The organism is Lyngbya aestuarii BL J (genome assembly GCF_000478195.2).
In the GTDB taxonomy this organism is placed as follows: Bacteria; Cyanobacteriota; Cyanobacteriia; order Cyanobacteriales; family Microcoleaceae; genus Capilliphycus; species Capilliphycus aestuarii.
On sequence record NZ_AUZM01000012.1, the window covers coordinates 20,590 to 47,216 of the forward strand.

26 protein-coding genes are annotated in these 26,627 nt (G+C 42.9%); 13 read left to right on the forward strand and 13 right to left on the reverse strand.

The genetic code is table 11. From position 1 onward, the window contains the following. Positions 1-94: 94 nt before the first annotated feature. The gene (purB, locus tag M595_RS07350) at positions 95-1,390 is read right to left on the reverse strand and encodes an adenylosuccinate lyase (protein WP_023065516.1); all 1,296 of its coding nucleotides are present in this window, start codon (positions 1,388-1,390) and stop codon (positions 95-97) included. A gap of 415 nt (positions 1,391-1,805) precedes the next feature. Here purB and M595_RS07360 point away from each other — a divergent pair, with 415 nt between their 5' ends. Continuing rightward, positions 1,806-2,807 (forward strand): bestrophin family protein, encoded by a 1,002-nt coding sequence (locus M595_RS07360; RefSeq protein ID WP_161809810.1) that lies wholly within the window; start codon positions 1,806-1,808, stop codon positions 2,805-2,807. Here M595_RS07360 and M595_RS07365 read toward each other — a convergent pair. From M595_RS07365 to M595_RS07380, 4 genes are all read right to left on the reverse strand, one after another. Beyond that, complete coding sequence (locus M595_RS07365; RefSeq protein WP_023065488.1) at positions 2,787-3,503, reverse strand: ROK family protein; 717 nt, start codon at positions 3,501-3,503, stop codon at positions 2,787-2,789. The two genes, M595_RS07360 and M595_RS07365, sit on opposite strands and share 21 nt — an antisense overlap. Positions 3,504-3,569: 66 nt before the next feature. Next, positions 3,570-4,208, reverse strand: a complete 639-nt coding sequence (locus M595_RS07370) for a YqiA/YcfP family alpha/beta fold hydrolase (protein ID WP_023065530.1) — start codon at positions 4,206-4,208, stop codon at positions 3,570-3,572. Then, complete coding sequence (locus tag M595_RS07375; RefSeq protein ID WP_040483743.1) at positions 4,201-5,001, reverse strand: endonuclease/exonuclease/phosphatase family protein; 801 nt, start codon at positions 4,999-5,001, stop codon at positions 4,201-4,203. The genes M595_RS07370 and M595_RS07375 overlap by 8 nt, the downstream gene beginning before the upstream one ends. Positions 5,002-5,116: 115 nt before the next feature. Beyond that, the gene (locus tag M595_RS07380; protein ID WP_023065564.1) at positions 5,117-5,878 is read right to left on the reverse strand and encodes a pentapeptide repeat-containing protein; all 762 of its coding nucleotides are present in this window, start codon (positions 5,876-5,878) and stop codon (positions 5,117-5,119) included. Positions 5,879-6,451: 573 nt separating this feature from the next. Between M595_RS07380 and M595_RS07385 the strand changes: the two genes are divergently transcribed. Together M595_RS07385 and M595_RS07390 are read left to right on the forward strand one after the other, a co-directional pair. Next, entirely contained in the window at positions 6,452-7,255 is an 804-nt protein-coding gene (locus M595_RS07385) for a hypothetical protein (protein WP_023065543.1), read from the forward strand. A 36-nt stretch (positions 7,256-7,291) separates the two neighbouring features. Then, positions 7,292-8,647, forward strand: a complete 1,356-nt coding sequence (locus M595_RS07390) for a flippase (protein WP_023065541.1) — start codon at positions 7,292-7,294, stop codon at positions 8,645-8,647. Positions 8,648-8,758: 111 nt separating this feature from the next. Here M595_RS07390 and M595_RS07395 read toward each other — a convergent pair whose 3' ends face one another. Continuing rightward, positions 8,759-9,001 (reverse strand): DNA-directed RNA polymerase subunit omega, encoded by a 243-nt coding sequence (locus M595_RS07395; protein ID WP_023065549.1) that lies wholly within the window; start codon positions 8,999-9,001, stop codon positions 8,759-8,761. Positions 9,002-9,074: 73 nt separating this feature from the next. Here M595_RS07395 and M595_RS07400 point away from each other — a divergent pair, with 73 nt between their 5' ends. Beyond that, positions 9,075-9,338, forward strand: coding sequence for a hypothetical protein (locus M595_RS07400; RefSeq protein WP_023065501.1), 264 nt, complete (start codon positions 9,075-9,077; stop codon positions 9,336-9,338). 69 nt (positions 9,339-9,407) lie between these two features. Here M595_RS07400 and gcvP read toward each other — a convergent pair whose 3' ends face one another. Beyond that, complete coding sequence (gene gcvP / locus M595_RS07405) at positions 9,408-12,386, reverse strand: aminomethyl-transferring glycine dehydrogenase (protein WP_023065539.1); 2,979 nt, start codon at positions 12,384-12,386, stop codon at positions 9,408-9,410. 361 nt (positions 12,387-12,747) lie between these two features. Beyond that, complete coding sequence (gene gcvH / locus M595_RS07410; protein WP_023065517.1) at positions 12,748-13,137, reverse strand: glycine cleavage system protein GcvH; 390 nt, start codon at positions 13,135-13,137, stop codon at positions 12,748-12,750. Positions 13,138-13,220: 83 nt separating this feature from the next. On the opposite strand from gcvH, the gene M595_RS07415 reads away from it, so the two are divergent. The 4 genes from M595_RS07415 to M595_RS07430 all read left to right on the forward strand — a co-directional run bounded on the left by M595_RS07415 (position 13,221) and on the right by M595_RS07430 (position 16,507). Further along, positions 13,221-14,054 carry an alpha/beta hydrolase gene (locus tag M595_RS07415; protein ID WP_040483745.1) on the forward strand — a complete coding sequence of 278 codons (834 nt, stop codon included), beginning with the start codon at positions 13,221-13,223 and terminating at the stop codon, positions 14,052-14,054. Positions 14,055-14,136: 82 nt separating this feature from the next. Further along, positions 14,137-14,499 carry an SH3 domain-containing protein gene (locus M595_RS30075; RefSeq protein ID WP_023065559.1) on the forward strand — a complete coding sequence of 121 codons (363 nt, stop codon included), beginning with the start codon at positions 14,137-14,139 and terminating at the stop codon, positions 14,497-14,499. Positions 14,500-14,650: 151 nt separating this feature from the next. Further along, a complete protein-coding gene (locus M595_RS07425; protein WP_023065508.1) occupies positions 14,651-15,652 on the forward strand; it encodes an ABC transporter ATP-binding protein in 1,002 nt (333 codons plus the stop codon). A 249-nt stretch (positions 15,653-15,901) separates the two neighbouring features. Then, positions 15,902-16,507, forward strand: coding sequence for a superoxide dismutase family protein (locus M595_RS07430; protein ID WP_023065553.1), 606 nt, complete (start codon positions 15,902-15,904; stop codon positions 16,505-16,507). 70 nt (positions 16,508-16,577) lie between these two features. On the opposite strand, the gene M595_RS07435 is transcribed toward M595_RS07430, so the two are convergent. From M595_RS07435 to bioB, 4 genes are all read right to left on the reverse strand, one after another. Continuing rightward, a complete protein-coding gene (locus tag M595_RS07435; RefSeq protein WP_023065485.1) occupies positions 16,578-18,839 on the reverse strand; it encodes a PBP1A family penicillin-binding protein in 2,262 nt (753 codons plus the stop codon). Positions 18,840-18,925: 86 nt separating this feature from the next. Further along, entirely contained in the window at positions 18,926-19,435 is a 510-nt protein-coding gene (gene lspA / locus M595_RS07440; RefSeq protein ID WP_023065496.1) for a signal peptidase II, read from the reverse strand. 48 nt (positions 19,436-19,483) lie between these two features. After that, complete coding sequence (locus tag M595_RS07445; protein ID WP_023065481.1) at positions 19,484-20,068, reverse strand: biotin transporter BioY; 585 nt, start codon at positions 20,066-20,068, stop codon at positions 19,484-19,486. A 29-nt stretch (positions 20,069-20,097) separates the two neighbouring features. Continuing rightward, positions 20,098-21,243 carry a biotin synthase BioB gene (gene bioB, locus M595_RS07450; protein ID WP_338041639.1) on the reverse strand — a complete coding sequence of 382 codons (1,146 nt, stop codon included), beginning with the start codon at positions 21,241-21,243 and terminating at the stop codon, positions 20,098-20,100. Positions 21,244-21,499: 256 nt separating this feature from the next. Between bioB and pstS the strand changes: the two genes are divergently transcribed. The 5 genes from pstS (at position 21,500) to pstB (ending at position 26,257) form a co-directional block, all read left to right on the forward strand. Next, positions 21,500-22,648: a phosphate ABC transporter substrate-binding protein PstS gene (pstS, locus tag M595_RS07455; protein ID WP_023065482.1), complete on the forward strand. Its 1,149-nt coding sequence runs from the start codon at positions 21,500-21,502 to the stop codon at positions 22,646-22,648. After that, on the forward strand, positions 22,644-22,829 hold the full coding sequence (locus tag M595_RS29140) for a zinc ribbon domain-containing protein (RefSeq protein ID WP_445974337.1): 186 nt from the start codon (positions 22,644-22,646) through the stop codon (positions 22,827-22,829). The genes pstS and M595_RS29140 overlap by 5 nt, the downstream gene beginning before the upstream one ends. 599 nt (positions 22,830-23,428) lie before the next feature. Then, positions 23,429-24,385, forward strand: a complete 957-nt coding sequence (pstC, locus tag M595_RS07460; RefSeq protein WP_023065514.1) for a phosphate ABC transporter permease subunit PstC — start codon at positions 23,429-23,431, stop codon at positions 24,383-24,385. 78 nt (positions 24,386-24,463) lie between these two features. Further along, positions 24,464-25,354, forward strand: coding sequence for a phosphate ABC transporter permease PstA (pstA, locus tag M595_RS07465; RefSeq protein ID WP_023065491.1), 891 nt, complete (start codon positions 24,464-24,466; stop codon positions 25,352-25,354). A gap of 84 nt (positions 25,355-25,438) precedes the next feature. Further along, positions 25,439-26,257, forward strand: a complete 819-nt coding sequence (gene pstB / locus M595_RS07470; protein ID WP_152983544.1) for a phosphate ABC transporter ATP-binding protein PstB — start codon at positions 25,439-25,441, stop codon at positions 26,255-26,257. 105 nt (positions 26,258-26,362) lie between these two features. On the opposite strand, the gene M595_RS07475 is transcribed toward pstB, so the two are convergent. After that, complete coding sequence (locus M595_RS07475) at positions 26,363-26,533, reverse strand: NblA/ycf18 family protein (protein WP_023065520.1); 171 nt, start codon at positions 26,531-26,533, stop codon at positions 26,363-26,365. Positions 26,534-26,627 lie beyond the last annotated feature (94 nt).

Sequence of the window (26,627 nt, forward strand, 5' to 3'; positions counted from 1 at the left end):
ATCAAATTAGCGAACAGGGGTCAGACGAAAGACCGGGAACTTAAAACCGCAGTTTACTTTCAAACCTAGCCGAACTAACCCCACCTATTCTGTATCAAATGCCTAAGCGTTGATACACTTGGTCTAAATGCCTCAAATGATATTGAGGATCAAAACACGCTTCAATTTCTGAGGTTGAAAGCTTAGTCGTTACCCGTTCATCTTTGATAATCAAATCGTGAAAATTTCCTCCCGGTTTGTTCCAAGCTTCATGGGCGCAAGACTGGACAATACTGTAAGCTTCTTCACGACCTAACCCCTTTTCAACTAATGCCAACAAAACACGCTGACTAAACACAACACCTCCATAGAGATTCATGTTGCGCTTCATATTTTCAGGATAAACTAACAGGTTTTTGACTAAATCTGTCGTTTCCACTAACATAAAATGGGCAACAGTGGAGGAATCGGGTAAAATCATCCGTTCTACAGAACTATGAGAAATATCCCGTTCATGCCACAACGCTACATTTTCCAAAGCTACAACGGCATGACCTCGTAAAATTCGCGCCAATCCGGTTAACCGTTCACTGCGGATTGGGTTGCGTTTGTGAGGCATTGCTGAAGATCCTTTTTGACCTTTAGAAAAGAATTCTTCGACTTCTAAAACATCAGTCCGTTGTAGGTTACGAATTTCTACCGCAAATCGTTCGATAGATGCGCCCAATAATGCTAAAGTTTGGGAATATTCGGCATGGCGATCTCTCGAAATCACCTGAGTCGAAGCGGTATCGGGTTGGAGTCCTAAATTTTGACAGGCTTGAGCTTCTACACGCGGATCAATATTGGCATAAGTTCCTACCGCCCCGGAGATTTTACCCACGGCGATACTGTCACGCAAACGCACTAAACGTTCTCGGTTACGACAGACTTCAGCTAACCATCCGGCGAGTTTGAAGCCAAAGGTAATGGGTTCGGCGTGAATTCCATGCGATCGCCCCACCATCACAGTATTGCGGTGTTGTTGGGCTTGATAACGCAGGGCTTGACTCAAACATTCCACCCGTTCTAAAAGCAGATCGGTACTGGCGACTAATTGTAAGGCTAAAGCGGTATCCAAGACATCGGAACTGGTTAACCCCAGGTGAATATAACGTCCGGCGTCGCCCACATATTCGTTAACGTTAGTGAGAAAAGCAATCACATCATGGCGGACTTCGGCTTCTATTTCTTGGACTCGTTTGAGATCAAAATTGGCTTTGGCTTTGATCTGTTCGACGGCTTCGCGGGGAATGTATCCGAGTTCGGCTTGGGCTTCACAGACGGCGATTTCCACCTGAAGCCAAGTTTTCAGTTTATATTCATCTGTCCAAAGATTGCCCATTTCAGGCAGTGTGTATCGTTCAATCATCTTGATTTTTTTGAATTTGACCTAATTTTTAGGGATTCAGTCACTCTACAAGTGCCGCGGCGCAAATAACACGTTGGGTATTTGCAAGCATAACCGTTTTATTGTAGCGGTCAGTGGCAATTTGAGCGATTGTCAATGGAGATTCAATGTCATTTTACCCGTTGATCTTCTTGGATGTATTTTCAACGCTGATATTGTCCCTGGAAACTTGACGAAAGAATTCGAGTCTTTGTCTAATATTTTTGATTTTTGTAAATCTGTGATTGATCCAGTTATATTTTTATTAAAATTAAATCAAACTCGCATCAAATGATACAGCATCCAATTTTTTATATTTTATACTTGAGCTAGAATCTTATCTATAGTTACTTGTCTCAATAGAGAAAATATCAATGTGTTGTTCAATATTAATCAATTGAATTGGTTTTGGCAAACCCTGACCTCAGAAAGCCAGATTTTTAGGGCAATTTTACCGCGAACAATCCTGTTTGCAAGTTTGGCAATGGGTGTCGCTTTTTTTCATCAATTTAAACCCATATTAGAATTAAATGTCGTGGGTAGTTTAACGACAAATGTGGCTTGTAACTTGGTGTTAGGACTATTATTAGTTTTTCGGACGAATGCGGCTTATGAACGGTTTTGTCAGGGTCGTCAAGCTTGGGGGATTTTAACGGTTGAAATTCGCAACTTATCCCGAGAAATTCAGATCACAATTTGGGAGACGGATGAAGAATATCCCTCTAAAAAAACGACTTTATTAAAACTCCTCGTTGGGTTTGCAATTGCCACAAAACTCCATCTCAAACAACAAAAAATTACCACCGAGTTAGATGAATGGCTTTCACCCCAAATCTTAGATCAATGTCGTCAAGCTAAAAATCCACCTCTGCAAATTTCATTATGGATTAGAAATGATCTCCAACAAATTACCCAACATCAAACCGTTACACCTGTAGAACAAATGATCATGCTGAATCAACTGAATCGGTTGATTGAAGGGTTGACTTGTTGTGAACGAATTCTCACCACCCCGACTCCTCCTGCTTATGTCAATTTTTTGAGAAAATTAATTATGATTTACTGTTGTTTATTACCCTTTAGTTTGATTGATCAATTAAACTGGTGGGTAGGATTTGCAGTCGCGGTAATTGCTTCGGTTTTACTGGGGGTTGATGAAATTGGCAGTCAAATGGATAGTCCTTTTGGAAATGATTCCACGGATCTCCCTTTAGATGAAATTTGTGGTAGAATTATGAAAGGAGTAGAAAGTACAATTTCTTTTGTTTCAGAGAATCAAACTTCAACGGAGACGAATAGTTCTGATTTTGTGGAGACGGCTTTAAGAACACATTTTAACCCCAATCCGAATCCGACTCCATCGACTCCTTTTAATTCATCACAGATCGATTTCCCATAAACGAATGCCGCCTAAAATTCCGGTAATATTGGGAACAACTTCAATAAAATTAGGCAACTCAAATTTAACTTTTTTCGTGTTGCCCCCTCCTAAATAAATTCGGTCACAATTTAACACTCGTTTAAGCGTTTTTAAGGCTTTTTCTAGGCGACGGTTCCATTTTTTTGAACCAATTTTATCTAAGGTTGCATGACTGAGTTGTTCTTCGTAGGTTTCTCCTTTCCGAAACGGATGATGTCCGCCTTCTAAATTCGGAACAAGCTGACCATTTAAAAATAAAGCGGTACCAATTCCAGTTCCTAAAGTCAGAACTAATTCGACACCTTGACCAGAAATTGCACCCAGTCCTTGAATATCGGCATCATTAGCAACTCGCACCGGTTTTCCAAACTGTTGAGAGAGGGTTTGGGCGAAGTTTAATTCTTCCCAGTCTGGATGTAAATTCACTGCTGTTTTTGTGACTCCTCGGACAACAACCCCCGGAAAACCCACGGAAACTCGGTCAAATTCTCCCTGTTTATGGGCTAATTCACTTAGAGTGGCGATCACTAATTTGGGTGTTGCGGGTTGAGGTGTTTCGACTCGAACTCGTTCGGTTATCGGTTCACCTGCGAGGTTCAACACCATCATTTTAATACCACTTCCCCCAATATCAATTGCTAAAGTTTGGGGAGATTCAGGATTAGATTCAAGCATTTAAGTATGACTGAAATCAGATTTTATTCTTAATTTTACAATAGATTTTATTAGAAACATCTAAAATCAATCTAAATTAAGTTTAATCGCTTGCCAAATTTCTGGTAAAACATTCCCTAAAGTATGATCGCTCTCCACTTCTATCAGTTTCACCCAAGGACGTGAGGCACTGTAGTGACGACTGGCTTGGACCGGGATAATTTCATCCTGTCTTCCATGTACAATTAATGTGGGCAGAGAACGATTTAACTGAGCATCAGAGTATTGAGAGAGGTCTTCTATGAAGTGATAGTTTAAAGGAACATCCCGTTGTTCACCGTGATGATAAACAGATAAATCTCGTTCAATTTGCCATTGTTGTAGCTTTTCATTGCCGAGAAGCGGTAACACATGAGTGAGAAAATCAAAGGCAGGTGCAAGCAAAAATAACTGTTCAACTGAGGGATTTCGTTGTGCTAACCAAGTCGCTGTTAATCCGCCAAAACTCGAACCAATAATTACTTTTTTTTGCTCAGATTTAAGATTATATTCCGTTTCGATTTGGTGGAGTTGTCGAGTTAGAGTAAGATTATAGAAATCCCCCTGATTCAAATTGGGAATTTGTAAGTTAATCTGTTGTTCTCGAAAGCGATCGCGCAAAAAATCGGCTTTGGCTGATTTTGGACTAGAAGCAAACCCATGTAAATAAATATAAGATTTATCCATTAAACTGAGCAATAACAGGAAAATGATCAGACGGCCAAACGTGATCAATTTGAGTACGATCAACGCTCACTTGATGCAAGTTTAAACGGCTATCATAATAAATAGTATCGACCGCCGCAAACCCTTTTCCGGTAAATTCGTGATAGGTCATTTGCTCGTCTAAGTCGATAGAGGCGAGTGCATCACGTAACACAACCCCATTTGTGAGGGGTTTTAACAGGGTTTTACGGGGAAAACTGTCGGGTTCGGCGTTAAAATCACCTGTGACAATAAACCGATATTCATCGGCGTTGAATTGGCTTAAGCGATCGCTAATTAACTGAGCGCTCAACTCTCTAGCCCGTGGACTATGATAGTCGAAATGGGTATTAAAAATAATAATCGGTTTGTCTTGACCCACTCCCTCAAAAACTCCCCAACTCACCATCCGAGGAACAGGATTTTCCCACTCCCTCGTTACGCTTCCGACTAATTTGGGAGTCTGACTCAGCCAAAACTCTCCGGTTTTGAGACAACGCCATCGCTGCTGATGATAGAAAATTGCACAATATTCACTCAAACCGTTTCCCAACCGATCAACCCCGACACTTTGATAGTCGTTGAGACGTCGATGGAGATCCAGTAACTGATGTGCTTTTCCTTCTTGAGTCCCGATCAAATCTGCACCAGATTGAGCTATCAGTTGAGCGATGATCCCTCGCCGCCAAACCCAGGCGCTGTTACCCGGATCGGGCTTATCAAAACGAACGTTAAATGTAACAATTTTCATATCAACACCGAAAAAGCTGAACATCAGAGCGTTATTCGTATCATATTCATTAATGAGTCAAGACACTCATTTAAAATGTCTTAATTTCCAATAACTTTGTCTTCCGAGTCAGCTTTTTACAGGAAAGAAATTCTAGACCTTAAAATAAAGGAGCCGCCGGAGAAGTCGGTGCAACTAAGCAATTAACCACCTGATCAAGAATACAGACAACCGGGCCAACTTCTGTTCCTTGTAGCAAGGCATTTGTTAAGTCAGTATTCGACAATTCCGCTTGAGCGATGTTCGTATTCACTAAGATAGCCGCCTGTAAATTGGCGTTGGAGAAATCTGCACCTTTGAGGTTAGCAAGGCGAAGATCCGCTGCAAACATATTGGCATCTGTAAAGTTGGCATCGGCTAAGTTCGCTTTGAAGAAAGTCACCTGACGCAGATCGGCGTTCTCAAAATTGGCTTCTGAGAGGTAGGCTTCGCTGAAGTTGGCTTCAAACAAATTAGCATCTTGAAAATCAGCTTTGCGAAGGTTAGCTCTAGCGAAGGATGCTCCCGATAAATCAGCTTGTCGCAGATCAGCACCTTGGAGATCCGTATATCGAAGATTCGCCTCGTAAAGATTGGCATCTGCGAGGTTGGCTCGAAATAAATCGGCTACATAGAGATTGGCTCCGTACAAGTTGGCACTCCGCAAGTCAGCATCCCGTAGAATTGCCCCTTGTAGTTTTGCATTGAACAAGTTCGCCCCTCTCAAGTCCAGTCCACTGAGGTTCGCTCCCCGTAAATCGCATCCTGGACAGCGATTTGTTGCTCGTAATTGAGCGATCGCATCGTCATCGGCTGCCAAAGTTTCCATTGCCAACCCCAGTGGAGAGAGTAAAATTGTGGTGACTAAAGCTAGCAGTTTCATTATCCTTTTCCCCAATCAGCCAACAAAAAACAGAAATGAACGCATCTACGGCTTGTGCAATCGATTCTATCACGGGTTATCCCCATTGCCAGGATGAAACAACTTTTGTTAAGACTTTAGGGGGGTAAGTTGAGGGTGATCTTTCATTGTTTGCAGTTTTATCGTTTTCTTAAGAAAGACAAAAATCAATTTCTTACGCTCGCGCCCCCAGTAATTGGATAACAGAAGTGAATCGAGCAATTTTTTGAGAGCCGATTGACAGAGGAGCATTTTCTACAGTATGTTAAGCCAAACTAGCTATAAAAGAATCTCATGTGATCGCGATTGAAAAGAGTCCAATTCACTCAAAAGCTGGACACCTCTAGAGTTTAATCCCGCCTATCCTGGAAATAGGAGTTCAGATTTGAGAAATTTAAGTCTGCTTCTCTAGTCGATAGAGACTTTGATGAACTATACTTGCTCATTGAGTCTCTGTTCTCGTTCAAAGGATAGAACGGGACAAACCAATCAAGCATTGCATTGAGATTCAAGTTGATATTGTCATAGTGGAATTGTGGCGTGAAGCAGAAGGGAATGAGTCAAACGACAGCATTTATGGGGGGGTGTATGTTCACCGTAATGACCGCCCTCCTCCTGCTCATTGGGTGGCTATTATTTGGCGACCTGCCTTCTAGTAACTCAAAGGATGCTTCAGAATCTGATCGCAACAATCAGCCCTACGGAGTTTTACCTTTTAATCCTTCTCAACCCAATCAGCCTTTTGGTATTCTTCCGTTTGGCCCTCCTCAACCGGGTCAATCTTATGGTTCGCTGCAACTGCCGCCTCCCCCTCCTCTGACGGCGGCGCCGAGTAGTCCTTCCAATCCCCCCAATAGCTCCGACTCCCAACTCCAAAACCAAGTTCAGCAGCAGCAGAATATAACGCAACAGCTTACAACTCAGTTGGAGCGGCATCGGATGCAAATTGAGCAGTTGACAACGCAGACGGAACGCCAGCGAATGCAAATCGAACAACTGACTTCTCAAACTGAGCAGCAACGCATCAAAAATGAGCAGCTCTTGATGCAACTCAATGAACAACAACGGATGATTACTTGGTCGGGGGGTTCCTCTAAACCTTTTGCGAATCAGTCCGGAAACAACTCGATGATTCAAACGGCTGTTCTTTGGGTTTTAGTCGGAGTTGTGGTGGCTCTGTTTGTAGGCGGAAGTATTTTTGTTCTCAGTTTGATTTTTGTCCTCACTCAACCTCAGCGGCGTTCATCAAGTCCGAAAAAGTATCCCATGCAACCGATTGATTTTGCTTGGCCTTATGCTTTTTATGATGAGCAAACTGACTTTCTTCCTCCGCAACCAAGAAGCAGACGCAATCGTTAAGATAAGATCTGACTGATTCTAATTTGCCAGTTTTCAATGGGCATTCGACAACTTTTGACTCAATGGGGTCTATCTTTTTTTGACTCTCCTTTACTGGTGAATTTGGCTAGAGGTGCGGGAACTGCTTTTTTAGTCCAGGTTTCAGGTGTTGGATTGACTTATATGGTCCAGATTTTTCTGGCTCGTTGGCTGGGAACGGCTGAGTTTGGAATTTATGAATATGTTGTTTCCTGCACGTTGTTACTCGCCATTTTCGGTGGACTTGGTTTGCCGACTGCTGTATTGCGGTTTATTAGTCAATATAAAGTGACCCAACAATGGCAACAATTAACGGGCTTAATTCAAGGGACTTGGCAGTTAACGGGTGTGATTAGTTTTGCCCTCACTTTAGGCACAACGGCTTTAATTTTAATCTTTACTGATTCTAGTTGGATCTATTATACGCCACTCTTAATTGGAGTTTGGATGGTGCCTTTAATTGCTTTAGCCCAACTCCAGGCAGAAATGGCTCGGGCTTTTAATAAAATTATCTTAGCCTATGCTCCGTTTCGTTTAATTCAACCACTCTTGGTATTAGGGGCAGCTTTTTCTGCTGGGCAAATTCAATCTCCCCTCCAGAGTGAAATTGTCTTAGGAGTCTCGATTTTATCTTTGATTCTTGTAGTCGTCAGTCAGTGGCAATTCTTACAACATCAACTCAAGATTGAATATCAGTTAGCTACTCCAGATTACCAGACAACTGAATGGTTAAAAGTGGCTTTTCCATTATTATTGCAAGGAGTATTTTTTATTGTTCTTAATCAAACTGATATTTTGATGATTGGAACAATTATTAGCCCCGAATCAGTGGGAATTTACAGCGCTGCTGCTAAAACTTCGGTTTGGGTTACGTTTGTTTTACAAGCGGTGAATACTGTGGCTGCTCCGGTATTTACCACACTTTACACTCAAAATGACCGCTCAGGTTTACAATCGTTAGTGGCGACTGTTGCCCATTGGATTTTCTGGCCGTCTTTAATTCTTGCTATTGCGATTATTACCTTTGCTGACCCCATTTTAGGCTTATTTGGTTCAGAGTTTGTTGCCGCCCGTCTACCCATGACTATTCTAATTTTTGGACAGTTAGTGAATGTTGGTTCGGGTTCGGTTGGGTATCTCATGGTGATGACCGGACATCAAAATCAATCCGCTATCATCTTTGGATGTAGTGCAATCACCAATATTATTTTAAATGCGCTCACCATTCCCACTTTAGGCATTTTAGGTGCAGCTCTGTCTACCGCTTTAACAATGGCGATGTGGAATATTTTACTACACGTTTTAGTCGTTCGCTATCTAAACGTTTATCCTTCTATTCTCTATGCCATTTTACCCAAATCTCATCCTAACTAAACCTCAATATTCACTTCTTTTTTACCCAATCATTCATATCGTTGGGGTTGAGGGCGCAGAGAAGAACGCAATACAAACCGCCCCAACAATAATACTATAGTGTTGGTAATGTTAGCTGATCTCATCAATAATTAATTCCGGCTGGTTCACTTCATCAGACATCTCTACAATCGCCCGTACAACAGGTTTAACTTCAGAAGCATTAGGATTGTCAAAATCTTCATAACGAAATCGTTTTGCCCGTTTTGCTACTTGTACTATAATCTGATAACGGCTACTTGATCCGCTCTTGATTAATTGTTCACTCAAACGGTTGATTTCATGGCTATTCACTGAGGAGATAGTGTTATACATGACTACTTGATTTACTCTACAGTTCTATCTTAGAAAACGGAGGTAAAATCATTGTTAACGGTAGGATAAATTCATGTTATCTTTGGGAAAGGATAAATTGCTGTCACGGCAAACCGTCAGACTAATCAGCGGACATGATTTAATTGAAATTCTCTCAATTGGATTGTGTCAATTCCTCGGTTCAAATAATTCAAAAGATGTAGAAGCTGAACAAATAGAGAAAATTCTGCGACTGGCTTATGAATCTTCTTATTTTCGTAAAACACAACTCTATTCTCTCATTCAACAGTGGGAAAGTTTAAATACACCGTTTGTGATTCTCCATCAAGAAGAATAGAATTAGGGCGGGTTGATAGAGTTTATTGATGACTGAAAAAACCCGCCCCGACAATTGTTTTAGACGATTCTAGTTCTCAGAATAAGCCTCCATTGGTAGACAAGAACAAACAAAATTGCGATCGCCATAAGCGTTATCAATTCGTCCCACAGAAGGCCAAAACTTATGATCTCGCAACCAAGGTGCCGGGTAAGCCGCCTGTTCGCGGGAATAGGGATGATTCCACTCACCGACAATTAGCGATTCTGCGGTGTGTGGTGCGTTCTTTAAGGGGTTGTTTTCGCCGTCGATGTCTCCCGACTCAATCGCCGAAATTTCGCGCCGAATCGCTATCATCGCGTCGCAGAAACGGTCTAACTCTGCTTTCGACTCGCTTTCTGTCGGTTCAACCATCACGGTTCCCGGTACCGGCCAAGAAACGGTAGGCGCGTGGAAGCCATAATCCATCAACCGTTTAGCGATATCATCGACTTCAATATTGGCTGATTTTTTCACGCCTCGCAAGTCTAAAATACATTCATGGGCAATCAAACCATTTTTACCCTTATATAAAATCGGGTAAGATTCTTTCAGACGATGAGCCATATAATTAGCATTTAAAATCGCTACTTTTGTGGCTTCGGTTAACCCTTCGGCGCCCATCATGGCAATATACATCCAAGAAATTACCAAAATACTCGGACTTCCCCAAGGCGCCGCCGAAATAGCGCCCAAAGATTGAGGATTATCATCTTGCATTGTCACAACTGAATGCCCCGGTAAAAAGGGAATTAAATGAGATTTAACCCCAATTGGCCCCATTCCTGGCCCACCGCCACCGTGAGGAATACAGAAGGTTTTGTGTAAGTTTAAATGACAAACATCGGCGCCAAAATCAGCCGGACGACACAAACCAACTTGGGCGTTCATATTCGCCCCATCCATATAAACTTGACCGCCATTGTTGTGAATAATATCACAAATTTCCTGAATTCCTTCTTCAAAAACCCCGTGAGTGGAAGGATAAGTAATCATCAACGCCGCCAAATTTCGACCGTGTTTTTCGGCTTTAGTTTTGAGGTCATCAATGTCAATATTTCCCTCAGAATCACATTTGACAGCAACAACTTTTAAGCCGCACATCACCGCACTTGCGGGGTTGGTTCCGTGTGCAGATTCAGGAATTAAACAGATATTACGGTTGGTTTCGCCTCGTTCTTCGTGGTAGCGACGAATCACTAATAAACCGGTATATTCCCCTTGAGAACCTGCATTCGGTTGCAGAGAAATTCCATCAAATCCTGTTATTTCTGCTAACCAATGTTCTAACTGTTGGAACAGAACTTGATAACCGACGGTTTGAGATTTGGGGGCAAAGGGATGAATTTTACCAAATTCCGGCCAAGTTACGGGTAACATTTCTGCTGCCGCGTTTAACTTCATTGTACAGGAACCCAACGGAATCATCGAAGTTGTTAATGATAAATCTTTGTTTTCCAAGCGATGCAAATACCGCAATAATTCCGTTTCCGAATGATACTGATTGAAAGCGGGATGAGTCAGATAGTCGCTAGTTCGTTTAAAAGCATCTAGCAGTGTAGAATTTCCGGAGAGTTCATCCAGTCGGAAAGGCAGTTCATCGGTATCGGAGAAGATTTGCCACAAATCAATTAAATCTTGAATTGTTGTGGTTTCATCTAAACTGATACCCACAGTATTTTTATCTAGAGTTCGTAGATTAATATGATGAACTTTGGCTGCATCGAGAATTTCTTGTAACGGTTGGGAACCTAAATTCACTCCGAGGGTATCAAAATAGGATTCATTGCTAATTTCATACCCCAATCGTTGTAATCCTTGTGCTAATATTGTCGTTAACTGATGGATTTTTTCGGCAATTTGTTTTAACCCTTTTGGCCCGTGATAAACTGCATACATTCCCGAAATTACAGCTAAAAGAACCTGGGCGGTACAAATATTGCTGGTGGCTTTATCCCGACGAATATGTTGTTCACGTGTTTGTAAAGCTAAACGCAAAGCTGGGTTTCCGTTTGAGTCTTTTGAAACCCCAACTAAACGTCCTGGAACTTGTCGTTTGTAGGTTTCTTGGGTGGCAAAATAAGCCGCATGGGGGCCGCCATAACCGAGGGGAACCCCAAACCGTTGAGTATTTCCGACCACAATATCCGCCCCAAATTCACCAGGGGGCGTTAACAACGTTAAACTTAAAATATCAGCCGCAACGGTAACTAATGCTTTGTGTTTGTGGGCAGTTTCGATCAAGTCTCGGTAGTCGTAAATTGCCCCGTCGGTTGCGGGATATTGTAGCAACGCCCCAAAAATTGGGGTATCAAACTTAAAGGTTTTAAAATCTCCGACAATGATTTCAATTCCCAACGGTAAAGCCCGCGTTTTAACTACATCAATTGTTTGGGGATGACAATCTTGAGACACAAAAAACGCATCCGCTTTTTTCGCCTTAGAAACGCCATAACTCATACTCATTGCTTCAGCCGCAGCAGTTGCTTCATCGAGTAAAGAAGCATTGGCAATTTCCATCCCCGTTAGATCAATAATCATCGTTTGAAAGTTTAACAACGCTTCCAAACGACCTTGGGCAATTTCGGCTTGGTAGGGAGTATAAGCCGTGTACCAACCGGGATTTTCTAACAGATTGCGTTGAATAACTGGAGGCGTGATACAATTAGAATAGCCCATCCCAATAAATGAGCGAAAGATTTGGTTTTTTGAGGCAATTTCTTTTAATTGGGCGAGGGCGGCATATTCACTTTTAGCGATCGGTAATTTCAGGGAACGGTTGAGGCGAATTGAAGCCGGAATGGTGCGATCAATGAGTTCATTGAGATCGGAAAATCCCAAAGTTTCTAACATTTCTTGGATGGCCTCCAAGTTCGGGCCAATATGTCGCTTTAAAAAAGAATCTGTTATAGTAGTCAATTGGGGTTCATCCTCAGAAGTTGGAGAACTTGAATAAAATTGATGGGTTTTTGTAACGGTAGATCGAGTGTTGGCTTTTTCTGGATTGGACGTTGAATGAAAATCTAACATGAAACTTTAATTAAAACTCCAAAATGTGAATAGTATGGACTTGAGAACTACAGAACAGCCACATTGACTATAAAATGACTTCTCATTAACAGAATAGAGTAAACCTTCCCCTCTGTTCCTCAACCTGACGACAGGTCATGAAATCATTCCGATGAAATCTACAGCGTCCTTATTTATTTGTAACAAATTTTCTCACAAAGGAACTAGGAACTGTGGCTTGTGATACACTTAATACATTTACTGGACAAATTCATACTCAAAAACAACTTTTGGGGTCGCTGTTATTGAAAAACCGTTTTCCCTCATTAGTTCAGAGTTGTGAATCCTAGATTTTTTGTTCCTAGTTCCAATGACTTAAATTCTACTCACCTTCGACAAGCTGTCGATACTCCTCTGCCGTCAGTGAATCATCCAAGTCATTAATTTCATCAATGCGAACTTTGATCAACCATCCCTCACCATAGGGATCGTCGGCAAGCTGTTCGGGCGATTCTACCACAGCATCGTTACATTCGACTACAGTACCACTAATGGGCGCTTTCAAATCTTCTACTGCTTTGACCGATTCTATTGTCCCAAAAGATTCGCCTTTCTCAATCGCATCGTTGAGCGAGGGCAATTCTAAAAACACAATATCCCCAAGCTGTTCAACGGCGAAAGCACTCACTCCAACCGTGGCAATTTCACCATCAAGTCGGACATATTCATGGGTGTCAGTGTATTTTATATCTTCAGGATATTCTATCGTCATAATCATTCCTCACAAATTGCAAAAATTCAGCCTAACACTGCAAACTTAGCTACAGAATAATCCCAGCATCATCGGCTAGAATTATGAACAAAGTAACCCTCAAACGCCTCATTATAGGAGAATTTTCACTCCATCGCTTGCTGATCTCAACAATAATCATTTATGCGTGCGTGGGAATCTGGGCCTATTTTGGGAGTGATCGCCTAATTTTTCTCCCACCCCCGTCGAGTTACACGCAGACTAACGAGTTGATCCAACTCAAAGCCGCAAATGGCGACGATATTACCGCCCTCTACTTACCCAACCCCGAAAGTCAGTATACAATTCTCTACAGTCATGGCAATGCAGAAGACATCGGACAGACTCGCTTCCACTTACAAAAGCTACAAGAAATAGGCTTTTCAGTTTTGGTTTATGACTATCCGGGATATGGGACTAGCAGTGGAAAACCGACGGTAAAAGGCACCTATCACGCCATTAACGCTGCCTACAACTACCTCACCCAAGACTTAAATATACCGCCCCATGAAATTCTCGTCTATGGTCGTTCTGTGGGGGGAGGGCCGTCTGTTGATTTAGCTTCCCGTAAACCCATTGGGGGGTTAATCATTGAAAGTTCGTTTGTCAGTATTTTTCGAGTCGTTACCCGCATTCCTCTATTTCCCTTTGACAAATTTTCCAATCTGGCTAAAATCCCAAAAGTTAACAGTCCCATCTTAATCCTGCATGGAAATCAGGATCAAGTGATTCCTTTTTGGCATGGAGAAAAGCTCTACGCCAAAGCCAACGAACCAAAAATGTCTTTCTGGGTAGACGGCGCCGACCATAACGATGTGTTAGATGTCGCCGGACAGCGTTATCTAGAAACCCTAAAAAAGTTTACCGAATTAGTCGAAAATCATCATAGCTCAACTTAGCTCGTTCAGTGTATAATCAGTCAATCCAGAATTTGTGTGGGGTGCATTTACCGTGTTCACATAACACGAGGACGTTTACCCGATGAAACTCACTAAATTTTTGGGAAAATCTCTATTAGTTGTGACTGGAATTAGCTTCACTTGGGTTCCCCAATTTTCCGCAATTGCTAGCCTAACTCCGGTTAACCCCACTTCTGAAACTGGACTCAACCCGATACATCTACCTCAAGCCGAATTTCAACTTGCAAATATTCGCAGTTGTTCCGTTGCTGACCCGACAGATACCCCGCTGAATGTGCGTTCAACTCCCAACGGTAAAATTATCGGCAGTTTACCTGATGGCGTAAAAGTCGAATGGCTGAAAACTTCCAGTAATAATAAATGGGCGTTTATTCGCACTTCTATTATGGAAGGTTACGTTTGGGCCGCTTATCTCAAATGTTAATTCATAGCTAAACCCCGATCAACGGAGACTCAAAATACCTCAAAGACACAGAGAAAACCCAAAAACAAATCTTTGTGTCTTTTTCTCTTGGTGTTCGATCTCTATTCAGACTAAAAACTCTGTTTTCTGCATCTACTTACCCTAACCGCATATGTCAATTATTATCGCCCAACAGTTAAGTAAAGTCTATCCCGTCGCCGTCAAAGAACCGGGGTTAAAAGGAACCCTTCGTCACTTTTTTAATCGAACCTATCGCCAAGTTCAAGCGGTGCGTGAAGTATCTTTTACCCTAGAAGCTGGAGAAATGGTGGGATTTTTGGGTGCAAATGGGGCGGGAAAAACCACAACTTTAAAAATGCTGACTGGACTCATTCATCCCTCTAGTGGTCTTGTTAAAGTTGCAGGCTATACCCCTTTTGAGCGCCAATCTTCCTTCTTACATCAGATTACCCTAATTATGGGTCAAAAGCAACAGTTAATTTGGGATTTGCCTGCGTTAGACTCTCTGCGAATTAATGCAGCCGTTTATGGGATTTATGACTCAGAATTTCGCTCTCGTTTAGGGGAGTTAAGCGAGATGCTTTTTATCAAAGAACAGTTAAAACAACCCGTTAGAAAGCTGTCTTTAGGTGAACGAATGAAAGCGGAATTATTGGCAGCTTTGTTACATCGTCCGCAAGTGTTATTTTTAGATGAACCCACATTAGGTTTAGATGTTAATGCTCAAGTTGCTGTCCGACAATTTTTAGCCGAATATAATCAACGTTATCATGCAACAATTCTACTCACCAGTCATTATATGGCAGATATTACCGCTTTGTGTAAACGGGTGATTTTAATTCATCAGGGCGAGTTGATTTATGATGGGAATTTGGAGGGATTACTCGAACGTTTTTCCCCCTATCGAGAAGTTAAAATTGAGTTAGCCAATTCTCCCCAAGAACAACCCCAATCCGTCAATAATATCTTCGCAAAATATGGGGAAATCGAATCGATTCAAGGACAATCTGTGCGGTTGTTAGTGCAGCGAGAAACCCTCACCAACACGATTGCTGAAATTTTAGCTCAAATGGAAGTATTAGATTTAACGATTAGTGATCCTCCGATTGAAGAAGTGATTGGTCGAGTGTTTAGCGCTGGAACAGTTCAGTAAGTAATATAGCAGTTATCGCGCCTTGTGAGGTACAAAACTTTATGCTTTGGGCAAGAGGCAAAAGGCAAAAGGCAAGAGGCAGAAGGCAAGAGGCAAAAGGTAAAAGGTAAGAGGACAAATCTGTACCTCATGGCTCTGAAAAACGCTATATAATGATTTTCATTCTAAATTTTGACTCTCAATTCTTCTACAATCGATGTACAATAAAGAGGAAATTATTAGAAATGATACGTTATAGGAAATTGTCCCATGAATATATTCAGAAGAATTTTTTCACTTTTCTTTGGATTGTTGTTAATGATCGCTGTTGTCAGTTGTGATCAAGTTAATAATACTCAATCAACAGCACCCACCGATAACGGCGATCAAATTGTTGCGGTTGCGGATATCGAAGGCGCACCCGATTCTAATGTATCAGGAACCGTCACGTTAACAGAAAATCCACCTTCGGAAACCTCAGAAATCTTACCAACGGTAGGAGTCAAAGCCGAAGTGAGTGGCTTACCTCCGAATACCAGACATGGATTTCATATTCATCAAACTGCAAAATGTGAACCCGATTTCGGGGCAGCAGGTGGACATTTTGATCCCGGCCCTTATGGAGAAACAAACCCCGACGCCAATCATCCGTTTCACATGGGAGACTTACCCAATTTAGTTGCAGATGCCCAAGGTAATGCTGTTTTAACCCATCGTACCAACCGCGTCACCCTTTCACCCGGGCCGTTAAGCATCTTTGATGAAGATGGCAGTGCTTTTATCGTACACATCGATGAAGATCAAGGCACAACAGGTGTTCAAGGCGGTGCAGGCGGGGGTCGTTTAGGTTGCGGTATTATCGAGAAACAAGCCTAGAACTACAATAGGTATCGGGTGTTAAAAGTCTGGGAACATTGATTATTGATCTCTTTTCCCAATTCCCAAATTACTGAATCCCTAACACCTGACTCATATAATCTTTCCACAATTGAGCCGCATTTGCACTACTTCCATTCGTGGGTGAATTATCATCATTTCCCAACCAAACCCCTGTTGTCAACTTATATTCCGGTACAAACCCAATAAACCATAAATCCACATTATCATCAGTGGTTCCCGTTTTCCCCGCTTCTCCGACTCCGAGAGACGCACTTTGTCCGGTTCCATTTCTGACGACACCCTGTAATAATTGAGTCATGGTACTAGCAACTAAGGGCGGTAAAACTTGAGGGCGAACCGGATTTTCGCGATCATAAGAATAAATCACGCGACAGGTGGTAATATCATTAAAATCAGTACAATCGCTGCTATCTAAAATCCGTTTAACGGCATGGGGGCGATTAAATGATCCCCCGTTAGCAATGGTTGCAAACGCCCCAGTCATTTCCAACAACGTCACTTCGCTTTGACCAATCACTAACCCCGGCACCGCTTTGAGGGAAGAACGAACCCCCAAACGTTGCGCCATCCGAATTACTGCATCTAAACCCACTTGTTGAGCAATTCGCAAAGCCGTAACATTTTCCGAAACCGCCATCCCTCGATACATATCGACACTCCCGGCCGAGCGATCACACCCTCGAAAACTTTGACCTCGCCAAGTTAGAGGCGCACAGGAATAGCTACTTCCGGGGGGAATACCTTGCTCTAAAGCGGCGGCATAGGTAAAAATCTTAAAGGTCGAACCCGGTTGACGTAGGGCTTGAGTCCCCCGGTTAAACTGACTTTGTTGGTAGTCTTGTCCGCCCACCATCGAAACCACTTCCCCGGTGATCGAGTCTAAAGTGACAATCGCGCCTTGAGAAAAGTCAGCCGTCGCCCCTGTGGAATTTAAAGTATTACGAAGGGAATTTTCCGCCTGTTTTTGTAAGTTGGAGTCTAAAGCTGTTTCAACAATAAAGTTTCCTTCTCGAGCCAGTTGTTCGCCTAAAAGTTGCTCAATTTCCGTGAAGATATAATCATAGAAATAGGGTGCAATCGTGCTTTGTAAAAGTTCTTTCGCTCTGGGGTTAATCTCAATCCGCGATCGCCTAGCTCGATCGGCTTCTTCTTCGCTGACCATTCTCAACTCTAACATCCGGCTAATGACGCGATCGCGATATTGTACTGCTAACTGATAATTTTGAATCGGGTTAAAGGTGTTGGGAGCGGGTAAAATTCCAGCAAGGGTTGCGGCTTCAGAGAGCGTTAACTCTTTGGCGGATTTGTTAAAATAAAACTGAGCAGCATCTTCAAAACCGTATAAATCTAAGCCTAAATAAACCTGATTAAGATAAGTCAATAAAAGCTTTTCTTTGCTGTAAATTGTTTCTAACTTTAACGCAACAATTGCTTCTCGTAGCTTCCGAGTCGCTGAATCTTCTGTTCCGACATAATCGCGAAACAAAGTTCTGGCTAATTGTTGGGAAATCGTACTTCCCCCTTCTCGAATCGTACCCCCTTCCACGTTCGTCAAAAAAGCCCGAGTAATCCCAATCGGATCAATTCCTAAATGCCAATAAAAACGACTATCCTCAGAAGCAATCACAGCTTTAGGGAGATATTTAGAAACATCTGAAAGTTGTTGAACTTCTAAATGAGCGTTATTACTGGGTTGACGCAAAGGACGGTTATCCTCAGAAAACACAATCACAGGGCCAGTCACGGTTTTAGGAAGGGGGCGCACCGTGAATTTTTGCCACTCCACCAACACCAACAAAGTCGCCGAAGCCGTCATCCCACACAGACTGATAAACCCATACCACAACAAACGACTGTACCAAGGGGGCGGATCAACATACTGGAGTCTGACTCCATTAGCGAGTTCAGGTGGCCCTAAGGTGATTGTATCTCCGTGACGTAGGGGAAGTTGACCAATCCGCCGCCGCCTTAGATAGATGCCGTTGGTGGAATCTTCATCTTGAATAAAAAATTTTCGGGATCTTGATCGTCCATAACTGACTAAACACAGATGGACTTGACTGACAACCGGATTTCGCACCACGATATCACAAGAACGAGATGAACGTCCTAAGATATAGCGATCGCCAAGTAAAGGATATACATCGGCGGTATCGGCATCTGCGTTTTGTACCCAAAGTTCAGGGACTTTGGCATTGGGTTTGAGAATCAGCCGAGAAAAGTTGACCTTCGCATGAAGGGTCTGAACAGCTTGAGTGATTGCACCCAGAAGGGTTTTCGGCTTCTGTGGAGGCTTCGTTGATGTCATACTGAGCGATCGGCAAGCAGGACAAGGCGTTTCACTCATTTTACTCACAAGTGCGAGAAGTTGTGGAGTTTTGCCCCTCTCCACCCTTAAAGGTTTCCGGAGGAGGGGTCACTGGGGGGATGCCTTGGGTGTTCGTGAATAAACATGGCGATCAGTAAACAAATAATCCCGATATTAATCGAGACATCGGCTAAATTAAAGATGGGAAATTGAATCAGGCGAAAATCTAAAAAGTCAACGACATGACCGGAGATAAATCGATCAATTCCATTTCCTAATGCTCCCCCTAAAATTAAACCATATCCGGTTTGTTCCCATCGAATAAATCGTGGCCCCCACCAAGCCAGTGCCATTAAACCGAGACTGACCCCAAGCGATAACCACCGCAACCAAAAGACTCCGCCATTACTAAATAAGCTAAATGCTGCCCCAGTATTGATGACATAAGTGAAGTGAAAAACGTCCGGCCAGAGTGGAATGGTTTGTGGAGGGCTGGTCAATTCTAAGGTTTGAACGACCCAAAATTTAGTGAGATGATCGACAATTAAACTAAGAATTGCAGCGATCCAAAAAATCCGATTTTTTTGAAATTTCATAAAAGGGGAACCCGGAACAAAAAGCAAAAATTCAGTCTATATTTTGATTCAATAAAACATTAATCCACGCAACACATAGGATAACACGCTAATTGCACAGGTGACACCGAGTTGACCGGGAAGGGGATAAAGGGAATATTTTTGAATCGCTTCTGTTAAAACTAGATTTTGAGTGGCAAATCCTTCCAATAAATAATTTACAATTAAATAGGTTAATCCCACTCCATGAATCATCAGTAAACCACAAAAACAGCTAAAGGCTAAAAGTTCGAGTTTGGGGGCGGCTTTAAATGCCAGCATTCCACAGATCCAACCCCCAGGAATAAAACCGAGTAAATAACCAAAAGTTGGTTCTTGTAAGTAACCAATTCCTCCGCCTTCAGAAAACACAGGTAATACCGTTAAACCGAGTACCACATAGGCAATTTGTGAGATGGCGGCTGCATTTTTTCCGCCCATACAACCGACTAATAAAACCGCCCCAATTTGATAGGTCACTCCCAAAGAATAGACGGAGATTTCTTGTTGTTCCCATAGCCAAGACGGATCGGCGGCAAAGGCTTCTAAAAATGTGCCACCAATCGTTAAAAGAACACCAATAATTGCCCATAGCAATTCTAAGGGAGGAGTCATTACAGTTAACAGTGAACAGTTAACAGTGATCAGCTTTGAGAGTGAACAGGGGCTTCTCCTCCCTCCAATCCTAAAGACTCTAGCATGGCTTGATCTTGTTCGGGAGACTGACCGAGCGTGGTTAAATAATGTCCGATTAACATGGCATTTAGCCCGGATTTTAGTCCCAGGCTTTGGAGTTCTCCCATGACGGCTTCTCGTCCTCCGGCGTAGCGCAGAATTTGTTTGGGGAGAATCAGGCGAAAAATGGCGATCGCTTTTAAGGCTTCGTAGGGATCGAGTTTGGGTTGATCGCCGAGGGGGGTTCCTTCTCTGGGGTTTAATAGGTTGAGAGGAACAGACTCAACTTCGAGTTCCCGCAGGGCTAGGGCGAGATCAACTCGATCTTCCCAGGTTTCTCCCATTCCCAGAATTCCCCCTGTACAGGCTTGAATTCCTGCATTTTTGAGGGTTTTGACAGTTTCGATGCGATCGCGCCAACTGTGGCTACTGACGATCTGGGGATAGAAGTTTTCTGAGGCTTCTAAGTTGTGGTTGTAGCGAGTTACGCCTGCTTCGGCTAAAGCTGTCGCTTGTTCGGGTGTGACTTCTCCCAGGGCGCAGCAGGGTTTAATTTGGGTTTCACTTAGAATCTGCTTGACGGTTGCTAAAATTTGTTCAAATTCGCCGGACTTCGGGCTACTATATTTGGGGCCTCGTCCTTGAGAAACTAAACAGAACCGTTTTGCACCTGCGGCTTCGGCTGCTTTGGCTTGGGCTAAAATGTCTTCAGGGGATTTTAAGCCATAAACCGGAGAATTTTCGCCGGGATGATGAGAGGACTGAGAACAAAAGCTACAGTTTTCTGAACAGTTTCCGGACTTGACGTTGATGATGCTACACAGGTCTACGATGTTACCACAACAGGCTTGACGAACGCGATCGGCCGCCTGACACAGGAGCATAATCTCGTCTTGAGTGTTGACTTGTTGAGTCAGAGCGAGTGCTTCTGAGCGACTGATGGGATCACCTGCAATGATTTGATCGGCTAAATCATTGAGCCAGATTTGAAAATCGGGTAATGTTCCCCGCACTGGAACCTGATCGTGATCGGGGACATTGATCTCGTGAGAATGGGTTGAGAGTGGGATTTGAACCACGTTACACTTTACACTTTTGTAGTTTGCAATTTTCATTCAAATTTTACCATCGTACCATCTTCTCAGGGATTACTCGTCAATATATTCGTGATTCAATGTCTTATTTCTGATTTCTTCTAAATATCTCCTGGAAAACCATAGAATATGGCTTCTAAGTTCAGATTACTTATTGAAGATGCGATCCTCGATTAGTCATTCTAATTAATATTTAACCTTGTCTTTACCTTGATTGGGAAGGGAGACGCTATCCTCTATGGTATTCGTGCAGTCATACAAAATAATCCCGATCCTTATGATTTTTCGTCTCAATCCAATTAATTTATCCAATGTAATCACCAAAATTTCGGCAGCGGCTCTCGTTGTGAGTCTCGGGGCTTGTGGAGGCGGTACTGATACTGCAACCGACACAATGGGTGGTGATACAGGTTCTACAGGCGGTTCGGGCGGTGAAGTTAAACTGGTTCTCAACGAACAAGTCAACCTCGTCGGTGCAGGAGCGTCTTTCCCCGCTCCCTTGTATCAGCGTTGGTTCCAAGAATTTTCTCAAGATACTCAGAATTTACAAATTGACTATCAGTCTGTCGGTAGTGGTGCGGGAGTTGAGCGGTTTACCCAAGGGTTAGTACAGTTTGGCGCCAGTGATGTGGCAATGAGCGATGAAGAAATTGCCAAAGTTGACAGAGGCGTTTTAATGCTGCCGATGACCGCAGGAAGCATCGTTCTTGCCTATAATTTGCCCGGTTTAGACGGAGAACTGAAGCTGTCTCGCGATACCTACGTTGATATCCTTCTGGGTAATATTAGCAACTGGAACGATCCGGCGATCGCTGAAGACAACCCCGACTTACAACTCCCCGATCAGCCGATCACTGTTGTTTATCGTTCAGACGGGAGTGGAACCACAGGAGTCTTTACCAAGCACTTAAGCGCCATCAGCCCTGAGTGGGAAGAACAAGTCGGAGAAGGAAAAACAGTACAGTGGCCCACAGGAATTGGCGGCGCTAAAAATGATGGTGTAGCCGCTCAACTCACTCAAACTCCCGGTGCAATTGGTTATGTGGAATTTGGTTTTGCTGAAAGTGCTGGCTTACCGATGGCTTCTTTAGAAAACCAATCGGGGAACTACATCAAACCCACCAATGATGCCGCTTCCAAGACCCTTGAAGCCGTGGAATTACCGGGTGATTTGCGAGCCTTTATCACTGATCCCACCGGAGAAGACTCCTATCCAGTCGTTACCTATACTTGGTTATTGACTTACAAAGAATATCCCGATCCAGAAATCGCCAAATCCGTTGAAGCGATGGTCGAGTATGGTTTAACCGCAGGTCAAGAAATCTCTCCCCAATTGGGTTACGTCAAGCTCCCTCAGAACGTTAGAGAGAAAGTTGCACAACAAGCCGATCAACTGACTCCTGATTACCAGATTAATGTAAATTAATAGTGAATGGTACGGCTCACAGTTAGTGTTTGCTGACCGATTCTATCCATCAACTAAGACTTGTTCAAGTTGTGGACATATTCAAGAAATGCTCCTCAAGCAAAGGATCTTTAATTGTGAAGCTTGCGGTCAAGTTCAAGACCGTGATTTGAATGCCAGCCTCAATGCGCGAACATCGTAGCCGTTGGCTATTCGGTTTAAGCCTGTGGAATAGGAAGTGCCGACACCCTATGAAACCCAGATCACCTGGAAAGAAGCAGGAACGAAACGTTAATACGGGTTATACCGCGTTATATCAGTTTTCGATAGCAGTAATCCCAGGATTGGGTAGTATTGAATCGGGTCAGTCTAGACTCGGCTACCTCATAAAGACTGAAAACAAATAGCCTTACTTTCGCAGACCCACTGTCCTCACATTCATTTAGCTGATAGGGAACCCTTCACTTAACCGTGAATGCCAGGTTCCACCTCACTGATGTTCAAGATGCTTAATCGTTTCGCTTGAACACTCGTATAATAACGAAGATGCTGGAGAAGCAAGGCTTGTTCTGAAGCAACAAGTCAACTTAGTGAGTGCGGGTGCATTTTTTTCAGCATTGTGATTATATCCAGCTTCCCCAAAATGTTAGAGAAAGTTGTAGAAGTCGCAGATCCAATCATCCTAGACTTTGAGATTTAAGTTCAATAATCAAGCGATTTAGAGGATGAAAAACCTCTCAGTCGTAACTTTTTTCGTGAAACTAGAAAACAAACGCACAACCCTGAAGTAAATACTGAATTATGGTTGCACCTGCTGGTAATATTCCAAATGTTGGACGATCTCGCTCGAAAGCCGAGAAGCAGTTTGACACGGGTTTTATTTGGCTAACGCGCATTTTTGCCTGGGGTATTGCAGCAATTTTGCTTTTAATTGCATTGCCTATTGCTCAACAAGCCCTTCCTGCTTTGCAAAAGTTTGGGTTAGGGTTTCTGTTTACCAGTGCTTGGGACCCTCCTAATGAAAATTATGGGGCTTTTCCCATGATTTATGGAACCATCGTGAGTTCCTTGATTGCCCTCTTGATTGCTGTTCCTTTAGGTTTAGGAACTGCGATTTTTCTGAGTGAGGATTTTCTCCCTCCCGGTGTTCGCCGGATTTTAACTTTCCTCGTCGAACTCCTAGCCGCAATTCCGAGTGTGGTTTATGGTTTGTGGGGAATCTTTGTTTTGATTCCTTTCCTCCGACCCATTCAGATGTTCTTCTACAACACCTTGGGCTGGATTCCGTTCTTTAGTACCCCTCCGGCGGGGCCAGGGATGTTTCCGGCGGGTGTGATTTTGGCGATTATGACTTTGCCGATTATCACCGTAATTGCTCGGGATTCTCTGGCGAGTTTACCTCCAGATTTACGACAAGCTTCGATTGGACTCGGGGCGACTCGTTGGATTACGATTTTCCAGATTTTAATTCCAGCGGCTTTTTCTGGGATTGTTGGGGGAGTGATGCTCGGACTCGGGCGAGCCATGGGAGAAACGATGGCAGCAACAATGATTATTGGGAACTCCAACCGAGTCAATATTTCTCTATTTGCACCGGGAAATACGATTGCTTCTTTGATGGCAAACCAGTTCCCTGAAGCGTCGGGTTTGCAAGTTTCAGCTTTAATGTATGCCGGAATTGTACTTTTTCTCCTGACTTTATTGGTTAATGTTTTGGCTCAGTTGATTGTCAGCCGAGTTCAATCTAAATACCAATAATTCAAATCAAAGTGGGTAATCTATCCCTGACTTTTTGAGGCTCAAAGTTGTTTATCGGAAGAAATTCTCATTGTTGTTATGTCAAATTATGATCAAGCTTATACTGATTCTGGCGCGAAAGCTTTAATTCGCAATCGCAGTCGTCCCCGAGATATTTTAGACATCATCATGACAGGTATTTCTGGGGCTTGTATCGCTTTGACGGTGATTCCGTTATTTGCGGTACTGTTCTATGTTTTACTGAAGGGAGCTGCTCGTTTTAATTTGGCTTTATTTACTCAGTTACCTCCCGTTGCGGGTCAAGAGACAGGGGGAATTGCCAGTGCAATTTTAGGGACAATTATGGTGGTCTTAATTGCGACTTTGATTGCTGTTCCCTTTGGAGTGTTAGCGGCTATCTTCCTCTCGGAGTTTAGTGGGGGAAAGGTTGCTCAGTCGATTCGGTTTGCGACGAATGTGATGAGTGGAGTTCCTTCAATTATTGCCGGAGTTTTTGCCTATAGTTTAATTGTTCTGACCGTTGGACAATTTTCTGTGATGGCAGGAGCAATTGCTTTGGCTGTTTTGATGTTACCCACGATTGTCCGAACCACAGATGAAGCCCTACAAATTATTCCTCAAGATATTCGAGCAGCATCTGTCGGTATTGGGGCATCTAACTATCAAACGGTTTTACAAGTGGTGCTTCCGGCAGCGATTCCGGCAATTTTAACGGGTGTCACTCTAGCAATTGCTCGGGCGGCCGGAGAAACGGCTCCTTTGTTATTTACTGTGGTTTATACGAACAACTGGCCTAGAGGCCCTTTTGCCCCGACTCTACCTTCGATGGCTTATCTAATTTACGAATTTGCCAGAGGCTTCGATAAGACGTTACAGGAATTTGCTTGGGCAGCTTCTCTCGTCTTGGTATTGTTGGTTTTATTGACGAGTGTCCTATCTCGCTGGGCTTCTGGCCAAAGTGATTATTAAGGTCGAAAAATCAATAATTCTCAAAATTTTACATCGGGATGCACGACCATTAAACCCTCAACAATTTATAGGAATTAAAATGCGATGATGGATTATAGCAAGCCAACAACAAACGATACAGAAACGGTTCTACAAGCTGAGAATTTAGACGTTTTCTACGGTGATTTTAAAGCAGTTCGGGGTGTTTCTCTAAATATTCCCAAAAATAAAGTGACTGCATTTATTGGCCCTTCTGGATGTGGTAAAAGTACAATTCTTCGCTGCTTTAATCGCCTCAATGATTTGATTCCGATTTTTCATTTAGATGGGAAGATTTACTATCAAAATAAAAACCTCTATGACCCCGATGTTGACCCCGTAGAAGTCAGACGTCGTATTGGGATGGTTTTTCAAAAGCCAAATCCGTTCCCGAAGTCAATTTATGAGAATATTGCCTATGGGGTGAGGGTGAATGGACTGGCGAAAACCAAAGAACAAATGGATGAAGTTGTAGAGCGCTCGCTCCGTCAAGCGGTGCTTTGGGATGAAGTTAAAGATAAACTGGGTCAAAGTGGTTTTGCTCTTTCTGGAGGTCAGCAGCAACGTCTTTGTATTGCTCGTACTGTTGCGGTGAACCCCGATGTTGTCTTGATGGATGAACCTTGTGCTTCTCTTGACCCGATTTCTACTCTTTCGATTGAGGACTTGATTCACGAACTCAAGGAAAATTATACGATTATTATCGTCACTCACAATATGCAACAAGCATCACGGGTTGCAGATATGACGGCTTTCTATAATGCTAAAGCGATTGAAGGCGGTAAGCGTTTTGGGTATTTAGTCGAGTTTAATGACACCCAGAGTATTTTCCAAAATCCCCAAGAAGAATCTACACAACAATATGTCAGTGGTCGTTTCGGATAAAACCGCAAACTACAATTTTACTCTCTCTGCCTCTACCTTGAGGTGGGTTAATAGAAGTCAGAAGCACGATGTCCTCTGACTTCTTTTTTGTGTTGTTTTTCAATTCTATTCAGGATTTTTCATCCAGTGACGCATCAAATTATCTTTAACCATACTTTGGCGTAAGACTTCTAGCAAATAGTCTTGAGCTTCTTCTAAACTAAGGTCTTTAACTTGCTCCCGTAGAACTTGGAGTTTGAATTGTTGCTCTAAACTAAGATTTCCAGGTGCTGTCATTGTTTTCTCCTCTTTCGGTCAACTTGAACCTACGATTATCAGCAGATAACGTGCTGCCGTCTACTCTGCTCATCTCTTATTGTAAATTATCGTA